Below are 17,565 nucleotides of genomic sequence, written 5' to 3' on the forward strand. Positions count from 1 at the left end.
CGTTACTCGACGATCTCCTGCACCCGCCCGACCTGGCCGTCGCGGAGCCGGACCTTGATCCCGTGGGGGTGGAAGGACGAGTTTGTCAGGATCTCGGCAACGACGCCCCGGGTGCGCTTGCCGGTCCCCTGGTCGCGCTTGAGCACGATATCCACCGTCATCCCGGGATGGATGGCGGCTCTCTGCTGTCCGTTCATGGCAAAAAAGTGGGGGTCATTCCTCGCCGCTCTTCTCTTCCGGCTCCGACCCGTTCGGGCCCGGGACGGCGGTCTTCATCTGCGGGAAGAGGAGGACCTCCTTGATCGAGTCCTTGCCGGTGATAAGCATCACCAGCCGGTCGATCCCGATACCGACACCGCCTGTCGGGGGCATCCCGTAGCCGAGCGCGTTGATGAAGTCGTAGTCGATCATCTGCGCCTCAAGATCGCCCCTCCGGCGTTTTGCGTCCTGCAGTTCGAGCCGGCCCTTCTGGTCGAGGGGATCGTTTAACTCCGAGAAGCCGTTTGCCATCTCCATCCCGGCGATGAAGAGTTCGAACCGCTCCGTAAAGCCCTCCTTTGAGCGGTGCTTCTTTGCAAGAGGCGAGTTCTCGATGGGGAAGTCGTAGACGAACGTAGGCTGGATGAGTTCCTTCTCGCAGAAGTGCTCGAAGAAGAGGACCAGATACTCGCCCCGGGTCGTGGCGCTCTCGCAGCCCTCGACGCAGTGCTCAAGGCCGAACGCACGCAGTTCCTCAAGGCTCATGGTCATGACGTCGATCCCGGCGTACTCCCGGACGGCCTCCTCCATCGTGAGGCGGCGCCAAGGACGGGTGAAGTCTAGGTCGTATCCTGCAAACGAGCATGTGGTCTTGCCGTGGACCTCCGTCACAAGGTACGTGATGAGTTCCTCTGTCAGGTTCATCATGTCGTTGTAGTCCCGGTAGGCCTCGTAGATCTCCACCATCGAGAACTCGGGGTTGTGGTTGGTATCGATGTCCTCGTTCCTGAAGTTCTTTGCGATCTCAAAGACCTTCTCGAACCCGCCGACGACCAGGCGCTTGAGGTAGAGTTCCGGCGCGATCCGGAGGTAGAGTTTCTGGTTGAGGGCGTGGTGGTGGGTGGTGAACGGCCGGGCGTTTGCGCCGCCGTAGATCGGCTGCAGGGTCGGGGTCTCGAACTCCAGGTAGTCCCGTGTAAAGAGGTACTGCCGGAGGAGCGATATGATCCTGCTCCGGGTCCGGAAGGTCTCGCGGCTCTCGTCGTTCATGATCAGGTCGAGGTAGCGCTGCCGGTAGCGGGTCTCGACGTTCTTGAGCCCGTGGAACTTCTCGGGAAGCGGGCAGATCGACTTCGTGAGGAACTCGAACCGGTCGACCCAGATCGTGATCTCACCCATCTTCGTCCGGAAGACGTGGCCGACAACGCCGATGATATCCCCGGCATCGACGTACTGGCGGAAGAGGTTGAACTGCTCCTCGCCGAGATCGTTCTTGCGCAGGTAGAGCTGTATCCTGCCTTCGGAGTCCCCGAGATCCGCGAAGATCGTCTTTCCGTGCTCGCGGACGACGTAGATGCGCCCGGCGGTCTTGACCTCTTCTTCGCTCTTTTCGTGTCCGATCTCTCTAAACCGCTCCTTGATCTCCGAGATGGTCTCTTTCCGCTCAAACGTATAGGGATATACCGTCACGCCGCGCTCGCGCAGTTCCTGCAGTTTATTGATCTTTGTCGTATCAAAACAGAGTTGATCTATATCGCTCATGGTGTAAACCGCTCCATTCATCCTGCGGCCGTATACCCGGTTCGCCGCTCTACCGGGGCGATCGGGCCGCATGCTCACAGATAAATCCTATATATGGTTTCCCTCCGGTGGTCTTAATCTTTGAGGGAGGTCCAGTCCGAACCATCAGATCCTCAGGATACCGTGGGGGCGCCCGGCCGCTCCAAAAACTCCCGCCGGCGGCAAAACGCAATGCATAAGAAGGTTATACGAGTTATCGTCAATACTGAGGGCATGGTGCAGGTGACGGAGAGAGAGGTGGCGATAGAAAGACTTGCCACCGTCATCAACGAATGCCGAAAATGCCCGCTCTGGGAGAATACACATCATGCGGTTCCGGGGGACGGATCGTCCCGGGCCGACCTCATGCTCATCGGCGAAGCGCCGGGCAAGCAGGAAGACCTCACCGGGAAGCCTTTCGTCGGCCGGGCGGGGAAACTCCTCGAAGGTCTCCTTTCGGGGATCGGTCTATCCCGCACGGATGTCTTCATTGCAAACATCGTGAAGCACCGGCCGCCCGGGAACCGTGATCCCCGGGACGAGGAGATCCGGGCCTGCACCCCCTACCTTGAGGAGCAGATCCGGATCATCGCGCCGAAGGTGATCGTGATGCTGGGCCGGCATTCGAGCAGGTACATCCTCTCCCTCCTCTCGGTAGAGTTCGACCGGATCACGGATATCCGGGGAAAGGTCTATGAGGGTACCCTCTTCGGCCATCCGGTCCGCCTCATCCCCACCCTCCACCCTGCCGCCGCGCTCTACAACCCGGGATACCGGGAGGCCCTGGAAGAGGATTTCCAGGCCGTGGGCCGCGAACTTGCGCGGGTTTTGGGATCTGCAAGAGAGGAATGAAGAAAGAATGGCAAAAGAACGATCATACGGGGCGGTTGTCTTCCGGCGGGATACGGATATTCAGTATCTCCTCCTGCAGTACGGGGCGGGGCACTGGGACCTGGTGAAGGGGCACGGCGAGCGCGGCGAGACCGAAGAGGAGACTGTGCTCCGGGAGTTAAAGGAAGAGACCGGGATCACGAGGGCCAGGTTCATCCCCGGGTTCCGTGAAGAGATCCACTACTTCTTCCAGCGCCGGGGGCAAACAGTCTATAAAGAGGTCGTCTACTACCTCATCGAGACTCCTGAGGAGGAGGTGAGGCTCTCGGACGAGCATATCGCCTATCAGTGGCTCCCATACGGTGAGGCGCTGCGGGTGATCACCTTCGGGAACTCGAAACGGGTTGTCGGTGAGGCGCACGAATTTTTGACGGTGCATAAGAGCGAGAGAGAGCGGTGAGTCGGTCACATCTTCCGGTCTTCCGGGAGATCCTGGACCTCTTTTCCAAGGAAGTAACTCACGACGGTCCTGATGGTGACAAGCCCTCCGAGCATGATCAGGTCCTGGAAGGTCGGCTCGAGGATCGTCTTTAGGACATCGGCGGCGACGAAGAACTCAAGGCCGATCAGGATGCGGGTGGTGAACGTCCACCGGATATCGCGGTAACTCTTCTTGCGAAGGCGCGTCTCCCGCGCCAGGAGTTCGATGATCGCGATCACCGCCCCGTAGACGATGAAGAGCGCACCGAATCCCCCGAGGATCGTCTCGGCGATCTCGATGAACTGCTCAAGCACCATACCCGGTGCGCATATGGGCGATGGTGGACTTATACGTTATCGGGGTTCTCTGGCGCCAGGGGGACGACAATACGATACCCGTTGTAGCGCTCGACCGCAACCGAGACGCCGTAGACCGCCTTGATGCTCTCCGGGGTCACGACCTCGGGCCCGCCGGCGGCGTGGATAATCCCGTCTTTTAAGAGGATGAACCGGTCGGCGTAGCGGAGCGCCATGTTTAAGTCGTGCATCGTCATCACCGCGGCGACATTGTGGTCCGCCGCGACGCGCCGGACGATCCCGAGGATCTCGAGCTGGTTTCGAAGATCCAGGCTGCTTGTGGGTTCGTCGAGGAGAAGGACCCGCGGCTCCTGCACGAGGGCCCGTGCAATGCTCACCTTCTGGAGTTCCCCGCCGCTCATCTCGTCGATGTAGCGAAGCGAAAGGTCCTCAAGACGGAGCCTCCGGATCGCCGCCTCGACGATCCGGATGTCTCTCTCCGTTACGCTCCACCCGATATGCGGCCGGCGACCGAGGAGGACGGCGTCAAAGACGGTCATCCGGCCCGCCTCGCACCGTTGCGGAACGTAGCCGACCTTCCGTGCAATCTCCATCCGATCCGCCGTGAGGAGATCCGCCCCCTCGACGAGGACGGATCCGGCCTTCGGCTTTAAGATGGCGTTCATGCACTTCAAGAGGGTCGTCTTTCCAACACCGTTCGGGCCAAGGATCGCGAGGACCTGGTGGGATTGCAGGCTGAACGTGACATCGCGGATGACCGGAATGCTCCGGTAGGTGAACGCCACCCCGTCGACGTCGAGGATCATCGCTGATACCCCCGAAGCAGCAGGTAGATGAAGACCGGTGCGCCCAGGAACGCCGTCAGCACGGCAACCGGGAGGACGTAGGGCGCCACGATGATACGTGCGACGGTATCGGAGGCGAGGAGGAGGATCCCGCCCATCACGCAGGAGCCGGGGATGAGGTAGCGCTGGTCGTCGCCGATGAGCCTCCTTACCATGTGGGGGCAGACGAGCCCGACAAACCCGATCACTCCGAGGAACGAGACGATGACGGCGGTGACAAGCGCCGCAACGACCATGCCTGCGTCCCGGACCCGTTCGACGCTGACACCGAGACCTTTCGCGGTCTCGTCGCCGGCATCGATCGCGTTGTAGTTCCAGCGGTTCGCGATGAAGTAGAGCGAGGCCGCGAGCACTACGACGGTCATGATCCCGAGCTCCTCCCAGCTCGCCCGCCCGACATCGCCAAACGTCCAGAAGACGACGGCGGCAAGCTGGGTGTCGCTTGCGAAGTACTGCAGAAACATCGTCCCGGCGGTAAAGAGCGAGGAGAGGGCGACCCCGGCAAGCACCATCACCTCCGGGGAGGCTCCGCGCAGACGGGAGATGGAGAGGATGATCATCGTGGCAAGGAGACAGAAGAAGAACGCCACGACCGTCGTGAGGTAGGGGTTGTGTATGGTGACGGCGTCGGCGACCGTGGAGTGCATCTCTCCCGCGCCGAGGAGGATGACCGAGACGGCAGCCCCGAACGCGCCGGCGTTCGAGATGCCGAGCGTGAACGGCGAGCCGATCGGGTTACGGAGGATCGACTGCATGGCAACCCCGGCTACCGAGAGCCCGACACCGGCGACGATTGCGGCGAGCGCCTGGGGGAGCCGGATGTTCCAGACGATCCGGTCGGTGCTTGTGATCTCAAAGGTGCTCTCCGGGTGGAGGAGGGCGGCGATCCGGTCGGCGATGCCGTTCACGATCGAGGAAAAGACCTCGGAGGGCGGGATGCCGACCGCACCGACCGATATGGAGACGACCAGGAGGATACCGAGGAGGACGGCCCCCCCGAGTATCCAGAGGCTCTTTCGCCGCACATACCCGAGATAGTCCTCGGGGATAACCCCGTCTGCAAAGTGCATCTCGCTCGATCCTCCAGTTCTGGGGCTTACAGCGGGATCTTTCCAAACCCGAGGTCTCGGTACTGGCTGTTGTGCTCGCTAAAGACCGGCTTTCCGATGAAGAAGGTATAGATCTCGTCCGCCTTCTCCTTTGGGTCGATATCCTCGAACCGGTCGGGGTAGAGGGTCTTTCCGATGAAGTAGGCGTTGGCAAGCACGGTCTCGTAGTTTGTGCTGTAGAAGTTGTACGGGAGGACGCCGTAGACCCGGCCTTCCTTTGCGGCGGTGAGGCCCTGCAGCGCGGGATCGTTCTTCAGTTCGCCGATTGCCCCGCCGCCGTCCATCTGGGTCGTGCCGACGTCGATGAAGAGATACTCGGGGTCCCAGTCGACGAGGGCCTCTTTTGCAACGTCGGCATGTGCCGTGCCGAGGCCGGCCGCGACGTTCTCTGCGTTCACCCAGAGAAACGGCGGGTAGGCGGGCTCTGTCGAGATGATCCCGTGGGCGCCGGCATAGGAGACCCCGCCGACATAGACAGTCTTTCGTTCATCCTCGGGGATGTCGCCGGTCCGGGTTTCGAGGTCGGCGATCGTCGCTTCGATGTAGGCGATCACCTCTTCCGCCCGCTCTTCCTTCCCGATGACCCTGCCCATCACCCGGAGCCCTTCGTACATCTCTGCCTTCTCGGCGTCGTTTCGGAGCGAGCCGTATGCGAACGCCACGACCGGGATCCCGGTCCTCTCTTGGAGTTTGTCGGCCTCGGCGGCACTTGTGGCGTATGCCGTCCCGGAAGACCCGGTCTTGAAGATGACCTCCGGCCCGATCCCCAGGATCTTTTCGGGGTCGTCCTTGCCCCGGAACTCGCCGATCAGGGGAAGACCCTTGAACTGTGCGCCGTAAGCGAGGGCGTAGGGGCGGCCTTCGATGGCCTGATCTTTCTTCTCGATATCATCGACGCCGACGACGAGGTCCTGGCCCTGCAGGTAGACGAGGTAGCGCAGGCACCCGGAGCCAGAGCAGACGACGCTCTCTGGTGGCGACGGGACGGCGACGGTCCGGCCGAAGCCATCGGTGACCGTGTTCGTCTCCCCGACGCCGCTTTGTGCGGCCTCGGTGCCGGTGCACCCGGCGGTGAAGGTCGCAAGAACGAGGGCCGCGAGCACCGCGGCCGCGAGAGATCCAGCGTAATGGGATTTTGACATACAGAGATCAATAGTTGTAACACAGTTTATTATAACTTGTGAATTTGGTTCTATCAGGTGTAATTTATTTTAAATTTGTAATACTCTACCGACCTATCCTGATCTCGAGCCGATCTCCGGGCCCAGATCTGCTGGAAGCCGCTTCTTTCGCGCCGTCCGGCAGAGACCGGCGAACCATTATGAGCGGGCCCGTCAATCCGGGGATAGAAGAGCCGGCCGTGCAACCCCCGGTCGGCAGATAGTGAGGAATCCTGATGCCAGGGAGGATGCTAACCGAATCTGAGGGCTACCGTCTGCTGGACTCGTGCGGGATACCCGTGCCCCCCCACCACCTCTCCGCCAGCGCTGCCGATGCCCGGGCAGCCGCGGATCGGATCGGCTACCCCGTCGTCATGAAGGTCATATCGCCCGAGATCATCCACAAAAGCGACGTCGGCGGGGTGATCACCGGAATTCGAGGGCCCGACGAGGCCGAGGAGGCGTATCGGACCATCATGGCAAACAGCGCGGCCCGGGCCCCCGGTGCCGCGATAACCGGGATCATCGTCGAGAAGGAGATGCCGCCTGGGCTTGAGGTCCTCGTCGGCGGGAAGACCGATCCCGCGTTTGGCAAGATCATCACGTTCGGGCTTGGCGGGAAACTCGTGGAGCTCCTGGAGGATGTCGCTATCCGGGTGCTGCCCGTGGATGATGACGAGATCCGGTCCATGATCCGCGAGATCGAGGGTTACCGGCTCATCCGGGGATATCGCGGGGAGGCGCCGAAGGACGAGAAAGCGCTCGTCCGGATCATCGCGAAGATGGCCCGCCTCTTTGCCGAGAGCCCGGATATCCGGGAGTTCGACCTAAACCCGGTCATCCTCTACGAGGAGGGGGCGAGCGTCGTCGATGCACGGATCATCGTCGGGGATACCGTCGGGGCCGGGAGCGCCCGCCTCAGCATCCGTGCTCCCCCGGACCTCTTCTACCCGAAGTCCATCGCGGTGATCGGGGCGTCGGCGACCCCGACGAAGGTGGGCTACTCGGTCCTCCGAAACCTTCTTTCGTTTCCCGGCGACCTCTACCCGGTCAACCCGGGGAGATCGGAACTCTTCGGGCGGAAGGCATACCCCTCCGTTCTCGAGATCCCCGGCCCGGTGGACTGGGCGGTCGTCGCGGTGCCCGCCCATCTCGTCCCCGGGGTGATGGAGGAGTGCGGGAAGAAGGGGGTGAGGCTTGCCATCATCGTCACCGCGGGGTTCCGGGAGACCGGGGAGGATGGCGCCGCTCTTGAGGAGGCGGTTGTTGCGATCGCGAGAAGGCACGGGATCCGGGTCGTCGGCCCGAACTGCCTTGGGGTGATGATGCCCCATATGGGGATCAACGCCACGTTCGACCCGGTCTCGCCGAGGCCCGGGGACGTCGCCTTCATCTCCCAGAGCGGGGCGATCATCACCACAGTCGTCGACTGGAGCCTCCCTGCGGAGTTCGGGTTCTCGAGCGTCATCAGCGTCGGCAACCAGGCGGATCTCGGGTTCGAGCACTACCTCCGGTTCGCCGAGCAGGACGAGATGACCCGGTCTATCACCCTCTACGTCGAGGAAATCCAGGACGGACGGGGGTTTATGCAGATCGTCGGCGACGTCGCGAGGAATAAGCCGGTCGTCGCGGTCAAGTCCGGGTCGTCGCAAAAAGGCCGGGCTGCGGCATCGTCCCACACGGGATCGCTTGCCGGAAGCTACGACGTCTACGTTGCGGCCTTCCGCCAGGCCGGGGTGATCCCGGTCCGGAGCCTGCGGGACGCCTTCAACCTTGCAGAACTCCTGGCCTCCGAGGGCTACCCGCAGGGGAAGAGGGCGATCGCCGTCACCAGCGCGGGGGGGTTTGCCGTCCTCGCCTCGGATTACGCCGAGGCCTACGGCGTCGATATGGTCGACCTGCCCGACGATGTGCTGCGTGAGTTAAACGAGTTCCTCCCGCCGATCTGGAACCATGCAAACCCCATGGATATCATCGGGGACGCCGACGCCGCCAGGTTTGCTGCTCTCTTTGACGTCCTGATCCGGCACCAGGACTTCTGGGATATCGCGTTCGTGATTGCCGTGCCGACGACGCTCGTCGACCCGGCGCATGTTGCAAACGAGATCGTCCGGTTCTCCCGGAACACCGAGAAGATGGTGGTGGGCTGCATGCTCGGCGGCGATAGCATGCGCAGCGGTCTAAGAATTTTACGCGGCTGCCGGATCCCGAATTTTGAGGAATTAGAGGACGCATTCAAAGCGGTGGGAAGCGTTCTATCCGTCCCGAAGGCGCGGGGAGCGGGGCAGCGGCGCCCGCCCCGCGACGATCGGTGTCCGGGGGGCGAGGGGTGATGCCTTCCCGGATTCCCGGAAACCTTTTATATCCCTCTTCCACATCTCGGTCTGTCGGAACGGAGACAAACCCGTTCTCCGGGGAGATGGATGGGGATGCTGTTTGAGAAGATAAGATCCGAGATCCTTGCCCACAACTCGTATGTGGTTGGGGCGGAGGGGGAGGCGGTGGTCATCGATCCGAGGCGGGACTGCCAGATCTACGCGGAGATCGCCGAGAGCAACGACTTTAAGATCACAACGATCTTTGAGACGCACAAGAACGAGGACTACGTCATCGGGTCCCGCGACCTTGCCCGCATAACAGGGGCCGAGATCCTGCACGGGGCGCGGGAGAACTTCAGGTTCGGGACCAGCGTCCACGAGGGGGATACCTTCAGGCTCGGCCCCCTCGAGCTTGAGGTCATCGAGACCCCCGGACATACGGTCGAGAGCATATCGATACTGCTGCGCGACCGATCCGTCTCCGCCGACCCGCTGATGATCTTTACCGGTGATGCGCTCTTTGCAGGCGACGTCGGGAGGACCGATCTTGCCGGGGAGAGCAAGCGCCGGGAGATGTCCGAGATGCTCTATGCAAGCCTGCACGAGAAGATCCTCCCGCTCCCGGACGGCGTGATCGTCTGCCCCGCTCACGGCGCGGGCTCCGTCTGCGGCGGCAACATCAGCGACCGGGAGTATACGACGATTGGGTTTGAGAAGGCGGCAAATCCCATCCTCTCGATGAGCAAGGAGGAGTTCGTCGAGTACAAGATGAACGAGAAGATCTACGAGCCGCCGTACTTCGAGATGATGCGAAGACTCAACCGGGAGGGCCCGCCCCTTCTCTACAGCCTGCCGCACCTCTCGGCCTATTCCGCCCGGGAACTTCGCTCTCTCCTCGACGGAAAGGCCCAGATCATAGATATCCGGTCCCCGACGAGTTTCGCCGGAGGGCATATCCCGGGGACGCTCAATATCTGGCGGGACGGTCTTCCGATCTACATGGGCTACTACCTGAACTACGACGACCCGATCGTCCTCGTCGACGACTTCAACCTGGACCTGGACCGCGTGGTCCGCTACTGTGTGAGGCTTGGCTACGACAACATCGCGGGATACCTCGCCGACGGGTTTGCGGCCTGGTTCAAGCAGGGCGAAGAGATCGAGCGGACCGGGACCTGGTCCCCGTCCGATCTCGCGGAGCACCTGGACGACCCTTCGGTCTATATCCTCGATGTCCGCAAGATCGGCCAGCGGGAGGAGAAGGGCTACATCCAGGGCTCCCACCACATCTACGTCGGGCACCTCGAGGAGCACCTTTCGGAGATCCCGGAGGATAAGCGGATCGTCGTCCACTGCGATGTCGGGTACAAGGGAAGCATCGCAGCAAGCATCCTCCAGAAGCACGGGTTCTCAAACGTCATAAACCTCCTTGGAGGCACGATCGGGTGGGAGGCGGCGAACTACCCGATGATCAAAGAAGAGGAGGAACTTTACGCCGCGCCGGCGGCGTAGGGGTGGGGGCCCGGGATGACTCCCTATTCTTCATTTTTGTGCAAAAGCCCGGGGAATACGTGTGGTTCAGGACCCCTGCGATCAAGCGTCCCCGTCATCAAGCATCTGCCTGACTGCAACCTGTAGTTCAGGGATCTTGTTCTTGATAGCGTCCCACAGGATCTCGTTATGAATGCCGAAGTATGCGTGAATGAGGATATCCCGCATCCCTGCAATCTTTCTCCAGGGGATATTGGGGTATTGGCATTTCAACGGTTCGGGGATGAGTATCACGGCCTCGCCGATGACCATGAGGTTCCGGATCACTCCGTCCTGCACCAGGTCGTTTGCCAAAAAATCTTCGTAGTCCATTCCCGGGTATACCGCTCAATTCTCTCGATGGCCTCGAGGATATCCCGGAGGTAGAGGTTATAATCCCGGGACATACCGGACGCTCCTGAGTATATACGGCTCGAGAGCCGGTTTTATGGTGTCGCGGTCGACGAGGTCGACCCTTCTCCCGAAGAGATCTTCGAGGAAGAACTTGAGGTCCATGTACGTGTCGAAGGAGCGCCTCCCTTCCTCGAACTCGATGAGGATATCGATATCGCTCTCTTCACGCTCCTCGCCCCGGACAAACGACCCAAAGACCCCGATCCGCCGGACCCCCAGGCTCCTGATCCGTTCCCGGTGTTTTGCGAGCGCATCGAGGATGCCATCGGCTGTAAGCATATCATACTCCTGTTACCCGCCCGTCAGGATAACGCTTTTCTTCCTGCTACGATGATCGTAACCACAATTTCTGGAGTGCGCAGGAATTGACGCAAATAGCCTTGGTGTAAGATAATCCCGTTGACAATCAGTCGTTCTCCATCCCTGCAGCCGGACGTAAACGACTAAGTTTATCCATCTTCTATCGAATTGTTAGATCGGTGGTCTGCCCCATGTACTACGCCCATTCCACAAACAATTCCGATAAACAGAATTGGCAGTTGCTCAGAGTTCACCTCAAGAACGTTGCCGATATTGCGTCGCAGTTTGCTGGGGATTTTAATGCCGGTAAACTTGCTTACGCCGGAGGGTTGCTGCATGACATCGGGAAGTATTCGGCAGAGTTCCAGAGGCGCCTTGAGGGAGCAAACATTCGGGTCGACCACTCGACCGCCGGGGCACTGGAGGCAAGGGCACTGTACCCAAAACAGTTCAGCCGTATCCTTGAGTACATCATCACCGGGCACCATGGAGGTCTATTGAACTATGGCAGCGAGGCGAGCGGGCTTGAAGAGCGCTTGGGAAACAGGTTTTTACCGGATTACTCGGCGTACCGGGACGAGATCCAGGCCCCTGATCTTAAGGGGTTCCGCCCGGTTCTGCAGCCGGTCCGAAACGGGATCGGATTTACGGTGGCCTTCTATACGCGCATGCTCTACTCGTGCCTCGTCGATGCGGATTCTCTCGATACTGAAGCGTTCGCAGATCCCGGGGCATACTCCGTCCGGGGGCGATACGACTCGTTTGAGACCCTCTCCCGGAGGTTCGATGAGTATATGGCCGTCCTCCTCTCGGGTGCCGACGAAACTCTGATCAACAAGCAGAGAAGGGAGATCTACGAACAGTGCCGGGAGGCGGCATCCCTCCCACCGCAGGTCTTTACCCTGACTGTCCCGACCGGCGGGGGGAAGACACTCTCATCGATGGCATTTGCGCTTGAGCACCTAAAACGCCACAATCTAAAGAGGATATTTTATGTCATCCCCTATACAAGCATCATCGAGCAGAACGCCGCAATATTCAGGAAGATCTTCGGGAACCGGAACGTGCTGGAGCACCATAGCAACTTCGACCCGATGACGGTACCCGACGACGATGCTGACCCCGTGAGGTATCTCCTTGAACTCTCGGCCGAAAACTGGGATATGCCAATCATCGTGACGACAAATGTCCAGTTCTTCGAATCGCTCTTCTCAAACAAACGGTCGCGATGCAGAAAGATCCACAACCTTGCCCGGAGTGTGATCATACTCGATGAGGCCCAGATGCTGCCGACGGACTTCCTGCGGCCCTGCCTCCAGGCTCTCTCTGAACTTGTCCGAAACTACGGTTCCACAGTCGTCATCTGCACGGCGACCCAGCCCAGACTCAGTGATCTACTTGATGAAAGCATCAGGCCCGCCGAGATCATGCGTTCGCCTGCAGAACTTTATGAGGTGTTCCGGCGGGTCAACGTGCACGATCTCGGGCCAATGAGCGACGAGGAACTCACCGCCAGGCTGCAGAAGCACCACCAAGTTCTCTGTATCGTCAATACCAGAGCCCACGCCCAGCACCTGCACGCCTCACTCTCGGAACACGGCCGGTGCTTCCACCTGAGCGCCAGAATGTGCCCCATCCACCGGAGGAAGCAACTGAAGGAGATCAAGGATCTGATTAAAGCGGGTGCAGAGTGCCGTGTCGTCTCGACCCAGCTGATCGAGGCCGGCGTGGATATCGACTTCCCTATTGTCTACCGGGGAGCAACCGGCATCGATTCCGTTGCCCAGGCTGCCGGACGGTGCAACCGTGAGGGAAAGGCAGAGCGGGGAGAGGTCTACGTCTTCCGGTCGACCGAGAGGTATGGTCAGGCTACGAGCTGGCAGCGGCTCACAGCGGAGGTCGGCAGGATGGTCATGGATATATATGGCGATCCACTCTCACTTCGGGCTGTCGAGGCCTACTTCCAGAGACTCTACTCGTATAAGGGTGACAAGGGGCTTGACCGGGAGGGGATACTGGAGTCGTTCGAGAAGAGGGCTCGTGAGTTTGCATTCCCGTTTGAGGATGTCGGGTGGAAGTTCTGCATCATTGAGCAGGGCACAAAGGACCTCATCGTCCCCTATGGCGACGAAGGGAGAGCACTCCTCGACGAACTCCGGGCCAGTGAATCACCGTGGAAGTATGCACGGCATCTGCAAGGGTATACGATCAATATCTACCCTAACGAATTTCGGGAACTCGAACGCGCAGGAAAAATCGACCTCTTCGGCGACAGGTTCTGGATACTGAATGATATGAGCCAATACTCCGAGGAAATTGGACTGATAAATCGAAAAGGTAATGAAGGGGAGGGATCACTACTGATCGTTTAGGGAGGCGATGGCGATAGGCTATGGAGTACGGCTGAAAGTATGGGGAGATTATGCCTGTTTTACCCGACCGGAGATGAAGACGGAGCGGGTGAGTTACGATGTGATGACCCCCTCGGCTGCACGGGGCATCCTTGAGGCAATCTACTGGAAACCTGCCATCCGCTGGAAGGTTGACAAGATCCACGTCTTAAACCCTATAAAGTTTGACAACGTCCGCCGAAACGAGAGGGCGGGTAAGATCCCGGCGACGAAGGTGATGAGCGCACTCCGCGGGAAGGATGTTGCTCTTTTTCAAGACTCTGCCCAGGGAGCCGTCCAGCGAGCATCATTGCTCTTGCGTGATGTCTGTTATGGTATCGAAGCGCACTTCGAGTTGACCGACCAGGCGGGCCCCGATGATACCGCCGAGAAACACTACAACATCGCGCTCCGCAGAATGCGGAAGGGGCAGTGCTTCTACCAGCCTTATTTCGGCTGCCGTGAGTTCCCGGTCCGGTTCGAACTCGTGGAGGGAGAGATGCCGAAGTCCTGCTACACGGGAGAGAAGGATCTCGGATTCATGCTCTACGACATCGATTTTGACGATGGCATGAAGGCCATCTTTTACCGGGCGGTCATGGTGGACGGCGTCATCGATGTACAGCGGTGCTTAGAGTTCGGGGGCGTCTCATGATCATCCAGTCTCTCTGCCGGTATTATGACATCCTCGCGGAGGATGAGAGAGCAAAAATAGCTCGATTTGGATACGGTCCCGTTGACGTTTCCTTTGCCCTTGTTATTTCGGATGATGGTGAGATATCATACATTGTTGATCTCAGGAGTGACAATAAGAAACCAAGACCGAGAACTGAGGTTGTGCCACTGCACATGGGTCGCTCAGGGACGCAACCCCCGGCGTATTTCTTATGTGATAAGGCCAAGTATTTCTTTGGCGTGGAGAAGAAGAAAAAGGGTGCTATTTCTGCCGCAGACGACAATCAAGAAGTCATCATTCTAGAAAAAGGAGAAAAAGAGGATCTCTTGATTACAAAACATTCCCGAGATTGTTTTGAAGATTTCAAACGCCTTCATCGTAAGATCCTGGAGGATGTAGACGATCCATGTGTAAAGAGATTCTTGAAATTCCTTGATCGATGGAAGCCTGAATCGTTCCTTGACAACACGAAACTTCTAGAGTATAAAGATGAGATCCTCAACGACAGCAATTTAGTGATTGGTTGTGGAGGAATATATCTTCACGAGAACGATGCTGTCAGAGCTGCTTGGGAAAAGCACTTATCGCAGGGTATAGAAAAGAAGCAAACAAGTGCCCAATGCCTTGTAAGTGGACGGTCGGCTTCTGTAGCGCGGTTACATAATAAGGTTGTTGGAGTCGCTGGCACGCATTCCTCAGGTGCTCCGCTCGTCGCGTTCAATGATGATTCTTTCTGCTCCTATGGTAAAAAGCAGGGCCTCAACGCCCCGGTCAGCGAGTTGGCGATGTTTAAGTATACCACCGCTCTGAACTATCTCCTTGCACGCCCGGAGTATCACATGCGCATTGCCGATACAACGGTCGTCTTCTGGGCGGAGACAAGCGGGACGGCCTGCGAGGATCTTGCGCTTCTCTTCTTCGATCCTCGTGAAGAGGCCGATGAGGACAGTGAAGCAGAATCCTCTGGTCCGGCGAGGATTCAGGACTGGAAGAGAATCGAACTGATCTCCGATATCCTCGATAAGGTTCGGAGGGGCCAGAAGGTCCATACCGAGGATATCGGGGCAGACCCTGAGGCGAACTTCTACATACTTGGCCTCTCTCCCAACAACGCGAGACTTGCGGTCCGGTTCTGGCACGTTGATACCTTTGGCAACTTTATCGCAAGAGCCGCACGGCATCACCTGGACATGGAGATCGTCAGGGGCGATTACGATCCGCGGTATGTCTCGATGTATCGTTTGTTGAGAGAGACGGTTGCGCCGAGTTCGGATAGCAAGGCCGCTTCCCCGCTCCTTGGCGGCCTTGTTATGCGGTCGATCCTGAACGGTGGACCATACCCTGTTCAGATGTACAGCGCGATCCTCAATCGGGCGAAGGTGGATCAGCCAATCAACTCGATCCGGGCGGGCTTCATCAAAGCCTACCTGCTCCGCCTTGCGAGAGCCGGTCTGACTAATTTAAGGGAGGATATGATTAGCGTGAGTCTAAACGAGGAGAATCAGAACGTGCCGTACCGCCTTGGGAGGCTCTTTGCAGTCCTCGAGAAGGTACAGGCCGATACGAACAGAGAGATGCAGAGCACGATCACCAGCAAGTACTTCAGCAGTGCGTCGACGACGCCGGCGGTGGTCTTCCCGGTTCTGCTGAAACTTGCACAGCACCATATCGCAAAGTCCGATTGGGGATTCAAGACGGTGCAGGCGATCGAAGAGACGCTGGAAGGTGTTGATGAGTTCCCGGCATACTTGAGCCTGGAGGAGCAGGGGATGTTCATGCTCGGCTACTACCACCAGCGTAAGGCGCTTTACACGAAGAAAGAGGGAAAAGAGGATTTGCAGGTGAGGGATCATGAGTGAGCCTATTAAAAACCGGTATGAGTTTGTCCTGTTGTTTGATGTCGAGAATGGAAATCCGAATGGTGACCCGGATATGGGGAATATGCCACGGATCGATCCGCAGACGGGACATGGTATCGTAACAGATGTTTGCCTCAAGAGAAAAGTCAGAGATTATATCGACCTTGTTAAATCGGATGATTCTGGCCGCAATGTACCAGGATATAACATATATGTCAAGTCGGGTGTGGTTTTAAATGATTTACATGCAATGGCGTATAAAAGCATAAACCGCCCCCCTAAAGGCAAGAAAGAACTGGCAGATCCCGCTGCTACCCAATTTATGTGCGAGAATTTTTATGATATCAGAACTTTTGGTGCTGTAATGTCAACGGGTGTTAATTGCGGACAGGTCAGAGGACCGGTGCAGCTCAACTTTTCCCGTAGCATTGACCCGATCTTCCAGCAGGAGGTCACCATCACCCGTCTGGCAGTCACAACCGAGGGGGACCGTGAGAAAGGCCGGACGATGGGGAAGAAGCAGATCGTCCCCTACGCGCTCTATCGCACCGAAGGCTACGTCTCCGCCCATCTCGCTCAGAAGACGGGGTTCTCCGATGACGATCTGGAACTCTTCTGGGAAAGCCTTGTCAATATGTTCGAGCACGACCACTCGGCCTCGAGGGGCAAGTTGTCTGCCCGGAAACTGATCGTCTTCAAGCACGACACGGCCCTGGGATGCTGCCAGTCACACCTCCTCTTCGACAAGGTCAGGGTTGAACGCATCTCCGGGGATCTGCCTCCGCGATCGTTTGGGGACTATCGTGTCACCGTCGATCGGGACGTGCCTGCCGGGGTCGAGATCATCGAGAAGTTGTGAGTACGGTGCGGTATACTGACGAAGAGCTGCTCGCGTTGTCGGGCATCCAGCACTTCTGTTTTTGCCGGCGTCAGTGGGCCCTCATCCACGTCGAGCGCCAGTGGGAGGAGAACCTCCAGACGGTGGAAGGCCACCTGGTCCATCAGAGGGTGGACGACCCGTTCTTCATGGAGAGCCGCGGCGATGTCATCATATCGCGGGCTGTCCCGATTGTCTCATACACCCTTGGCCTCTATGGCGTGGCCGACGTGGTCGAGTACATCCGCTCGGAAGATGGTATTTCCCTTCCGGGCCACGAAGGCCTCTGGACGGTAAGACCGGTGGAGTACAAGCGGGGGAGACCCAAGATTGACGAGCGCGATGAGGTCCAGCTATGCGCCCAGGCGATCTGTCTGGAAGAGGTGTTTAATTCCCGTATCAGCCGGGGCGACTTCTATTACAACGAGATCCGGCGAAGAGTGCCGCTGCTCCTCTCTGATGGGTTACGAGAGCGGGTTTATCGGTTGTCGGAGGAGATGCATGAACTCTTCGCCAGAGGTGTCACACCCCCTGCTGAAGTCTCGCGGAAGTGCGGCCTCTGTTCCCTCCAGAATGTCTGTATGCCGAAACTGACGAAAAAGCCCCAGTCTGTTCGCAAATATATACGCAAACACATCAAAGAGGCCTGTGTGGAGGATGTCTGAATACATGAGGTGGGTGGCAGCATGTTGGACCTGTT

General features: G+C 58.8%; 17 protein-coding genes. 9 read left to right on the top strand and 8 right to left on the bottom strand.

Annotated elements, in window-relative coordinates:
• Positions 1–2: 2 nt before the first annotated feature.
• Both MCUTH_RS03505 and lysS read right to left on the bottom strand, forming a co-directional pair.
• Complete coding sequence (locus tag MCUTH_RS03505) at positions 3–197, bottom strand: YwbE family protein (protein WP_066955633.1); 195 nt, start codon at positions 195–197, stop codon at positions 3–5.
• A 16-nt stretch (positions 198–213) separates the two neighbouring features.
• Complete coding sequence (gene lysS, locus MCUTH_RS03510; RefSeq protein WP_066955636.1) at positions 214–1,740, bottom strand: lysine--tRNA ligase; 1,527 nt, start codon at positions 1,738–1,740, stop codon at positions 214–216.
• Positions 1,741–1,992: 252 nt separating this feature from the next.
• Here lysS and udg point away from each other — a divergent pair, with 252 nt between their 5' ends.
• Positions 1,993–2,610 carry a type-4 uracil-DNA glycosylase gene (gene udg, locus MCUTH_RS03515; protein WP_224732836.1) on the top strand — a complete coding sequence of 206 codons (618 nt, stop codon included), beginning with the start codon at positions 1,993–1,995 and terminating at the stop codon, positions 2,608–2,610.
• Between the two features lie 7 nt (positions 2,611–2,617).
• Positions 2,618–3,049, top strand: coding sequence for a bis(5'-nucleosyl)-tetraphosphatase (locus tag MCUTH_RS03520; RefSeq protein WP_066955643.1), 432 nt, complete (start codon positions 2,618–2,620; stop codon positions 3,047–3,049).
• A 5-nt stretch (positions 3,050–3,054) separates the two neighbouring features.
• Here the strand turns inward: MCUTH_RS03520 and MCUTH_RS03525 are convergent, their stop codons facing one another.
• From MCUTH_RS03525 to MCUTH_RS03540, 4 genes are read right to left on the bottom strand one after another with little or no spacing between them, the layout of a single operon-like run.
• Positions 3,055–3,387, bottom strand: coding sequence for a DUF1622 domain-containing protein (locus MCUTH_RS03525; RefSeq protein ID WP_066955646.1), 333 nt, complete (start codon positions 3,385–3,387; stop codon positions 3,055–3,057).
• A 29-nt stretch (positions 3,388–3,416) separates the two neighbouring features.
• A complete protein-coding gene (locus MCUTH_RS03530; RefSeq protein ID WP_066955649.1) occupies positions 3,417–4,193 on the bottom strand; it encodes an ABC transporter ATP-binding protein in 777 nt (258 codons plus the stop codon).
• Positions 4,190–5,302 (bottom strand): FecCD family ABC transporter permease, encoded by a 1,113-nt coding sequence (locus MCUTH_RS03535; protein ID WP_066955652.1) that lies wholly within the window; start codon positions 5,300–5,302, stop codon positions 4,190–4,192. Before MCUTH_RS03535 ends, MCUTH_RS03530 begins: the two co-directional genes overlap by 4 nt.
• Positions 5,303–5,328: 26 nt before the next feature.
• A complete protein-coding gene (locus tag MCUTH_RS03540; protein ID WP_066955655.1) occupies positions 5,329–6,483 on the bottom strand; it encodes an iron ABC transporter substrate-binding protein in 1,155 nt (384 codons plus the stop codon).
• A gap of 254 nt (positions 6,484–6,737) precedes the next feature.
• On the opposite strand from MCUTH_RS03540, the gene MCUTH_RS03545 reads away from it, so the two are divergent.
• A complete protein-coding gene (locus MCUTH_RS03545; RefSeq protein WP_066955658.1) occupies positions 6,738–8,834 on the top strand; it encodes an acetate--CoA ligase family protein in 2,097 nt (698 codons plus the stop codon).
• A 90-nt stretch (positions 8,835–8,924) separates the two neighbouring features.
• On the top strand, positions 8,925–10,331 hold the full coding sequence (locus MCUTH_RS03550) for an MBL fold metallo-hydrolase (RefSeq protein WP_236707432.1): 1,407 nt from the start codon (positions 8,925–8,927) through the stop codon (positions 10,329–10,331).
• Positions 10,332–10,412: 81 nt separating this feature from the next.
• Here the strand turns inward: MCUTH_RS03550 and MCUTH_RS03555 are convergent, their stop codons facing one another.
• The gene (locus MCUTH_RS03555) at positions 10,413–10,682 is read right to left on the bottom strand and encodes a HepT-like ribonuclease domain-containing protein (protein WP_224732835.1); all 270 of its coding nucleotides are present in this window, start codon (positions 10,680–10,682) and stop codon (positions 10,413–10,415) included.
• A gap of 57 nt (positions 10,683–10,739) precedes the next feature.
• Positions 10,740–11,042, bottom strand: a complete 303-nt coding sequence (locus tag MCUTH_RS03560; protein WP_066955660.1) for a nucleotidyltransferase family protein — start codon at positions 11,040–11,042, stop codon at positions 10,740–10,742.
• 200 nt (positions 11,043–11,242) lie between these two features.
• Here MCUTH_RS03560 and cas3 point away from each other — a divergent pair, with 200 nt between their 5' ends.
• From cas3 to cas4, 5 genes are read left to right on the top strand one after another with little or no spacing between them, the layout of a single operon-like run.
• A complete protein-coding gene (gene cas3 / locus MCUTH_RS03565; RefSeq protein WP_224732834.1) occupies positions 11,243–13,435 on the top strand; it encodes a CRISPR-associated helicase Cas3' in 2,193 nt (730 codons plus the stop codon).
• 7 nt (positions 13,436–13,442) lie between these two features.
• Positions 13,443–14,108, top strand: a complete 666-nt coding sequence (cas5c, locus tag MCUTH_RS03570; protein ID WP_083524751.1) for a type I-C CRISPR-associated protein Cas5c — start codon at positions 13,443–13,445, stop codon at positions 14,106–14,108.
• Positions 14,105–15,988: a type I-C CRISPR-associated protein Cas8c/Csd1 gene (gene cas8c / locus MCUTH_RS03575; RefSeq protein ID WP_066955667.1), complete on the top strand. Its 1,884-nt coding sequence runs from the start codon at positions 14,105–14,107 to the stop codon at positions 15,986–15,988. Before cas5c ends, cas8c begins: the two co-directional genes overlap by 4 nt.
• Positions 15,981–16,847: a type I-C CRISPR-associated protein Cas7/Csd2 gene (gene cas7c / locus MCUTH_RS03580; RefSeq protein ID WP_066955670.1), complete on the top strand. Its 867-nt coding sequence runs from the start codon at positions 15,981–15,983 to the stop codon at positions 16,845–16,847. The genes cas8c and cas7c overlap by 8 nt, the downstream gene beginning before the upstream one ends.
• Positions 16,844–17,530, top strand: a complete 687-nt coding sequence (gene cas4, locus MCUTH_RS03585; protein WP_201784936.1) for a CRISPR-associated protein Cas4 — start codon at positions 16,844–16,846, stop codon at positions 17,528–17,530. The genes cas7c and cas4 overlap by 4 nt, the downstream gene beginning before the upstream one ends.
• The last annotated feature ends 35 nt before the right edge of the window (positions 17,531–17,565 follow it).

Source organism: Methanoculleus thermophilus, assembly GCF_001571405.1.
Taxonomy (GTDB): domain Archaea; phylum Halobacteriota; class Methanomicrobia; order Methanomicrobiales; family Methanoculleaceae; genus Methanoculleus; species Methanoculleus thermophilus.

Excerpts from the sequence above, each read along its gene's own strand:
- MCUTH_RS03530 (WP_066955649.1), bottom strand. The coding sequence starts at position 4,193 with ATGATCCTCGACGTCGACGGGGTGGCGTTCACCTACCGGAGCATTCCG.
- MCUTH_RS03560 (WP_066955660.1), bottom strand. The coding sequence starts at position 11,042 with ATGCTTACAGCCGATGGCATCCTCGATGCGCTCGCAAAACACCGGGAA.
- cas5c (WP_083524751.1), top strand. The coding sequence starts at position 13,443 with ATGGCGATAGGCTATGGAGTACGGCTGAAAGTATGGGGAGATTATGCC.
- MCUTH_RS03535 (WP_066955652.1), bottom strand. The coding sequence starts at position 5,302 with ATGCACTTTGCAGACGGGGTTATCCCCGAGGACTATCTCGGGTATGTG.
- MCUTH_RS03525 (WP_066955646.1), bottom strand. The coding sequence starts at position 3,387 with ATGGTGCTTGAGCAGTTCATCGAGATCGCCGAGACGATCCTCGGGGGA.
- cas7c (WP_066955670.1), top strand. The coding sequence starts at position 15,981 with ATGAGTGAGCCTATTAAAAACCGGTATGAGTTTGTCCTGTTGTTTGAT.
- MCUTH_RS03505 (WP_066955633.1), bottom strand. The coding sequence starts at position 197 with ATGAACGGACAGCAGAGAGCCGCCATCCATCCCGGGATGACGGTGGAT.
- cas8c (WP_066955667.1), top strand. The coding sequence starts at position 14,105 with ATGATCATCCAGTCTCTCTGCCGGTATTATGACATCCTCGCGGAGGAT.
- udg (WP_224732836.1), top strand. The coding sequence starts at position 1,993 with ATGGTGCAGGTGACGGAGAGAGAGGTGGCGATAGAAAGACTTGCCACC.
- MCUTH_RS03545 (WP_066955658.1), top strand. The coding sequence starts at position 6,738 with ATGCCAGGGAGGATGCTAACCGAATCTGAGGGCTACCGTCTGCTGGAC.
- lysS (WP_066955636.1), bottom strand. The coding sequence starts at position 1,740 with ATGAGCGATATAGATCAACTCTGTTTTGATACGACAAAGATCAATAAA.
- MCUTH_RS03540 (WP_066955655.1), bottom strand. The coding sequence starts at position 6,483 with ATGTCAAAATCCCATTACGCTGGATCTCTCGCGGCCGCGGTGCTCGCG.
- MCUTH_RS03555 (WP_224732835.1), bottom strand. The coding sequence starts at position 10,682 with ATGGACTACGAAGATTTTTTGGCAAACGACCTGGTGCAGGACGGAGTG.
- MCUTH_RS03520 (WP_066955643.1), top strand. The coding sequence starts at position 2,618 with ATGGCAAAAGAACGATCATACGGGGCGGTTGTCTTCCGGCGGGATACG.
- MCUTH_RS03550 (WP_236707432.1), top strand. The coding sequence starts at position 8,925 with ATGGGGATGCTGTTTGAGAAGATAAGATCCGAGATCCTTGCCCACAAC.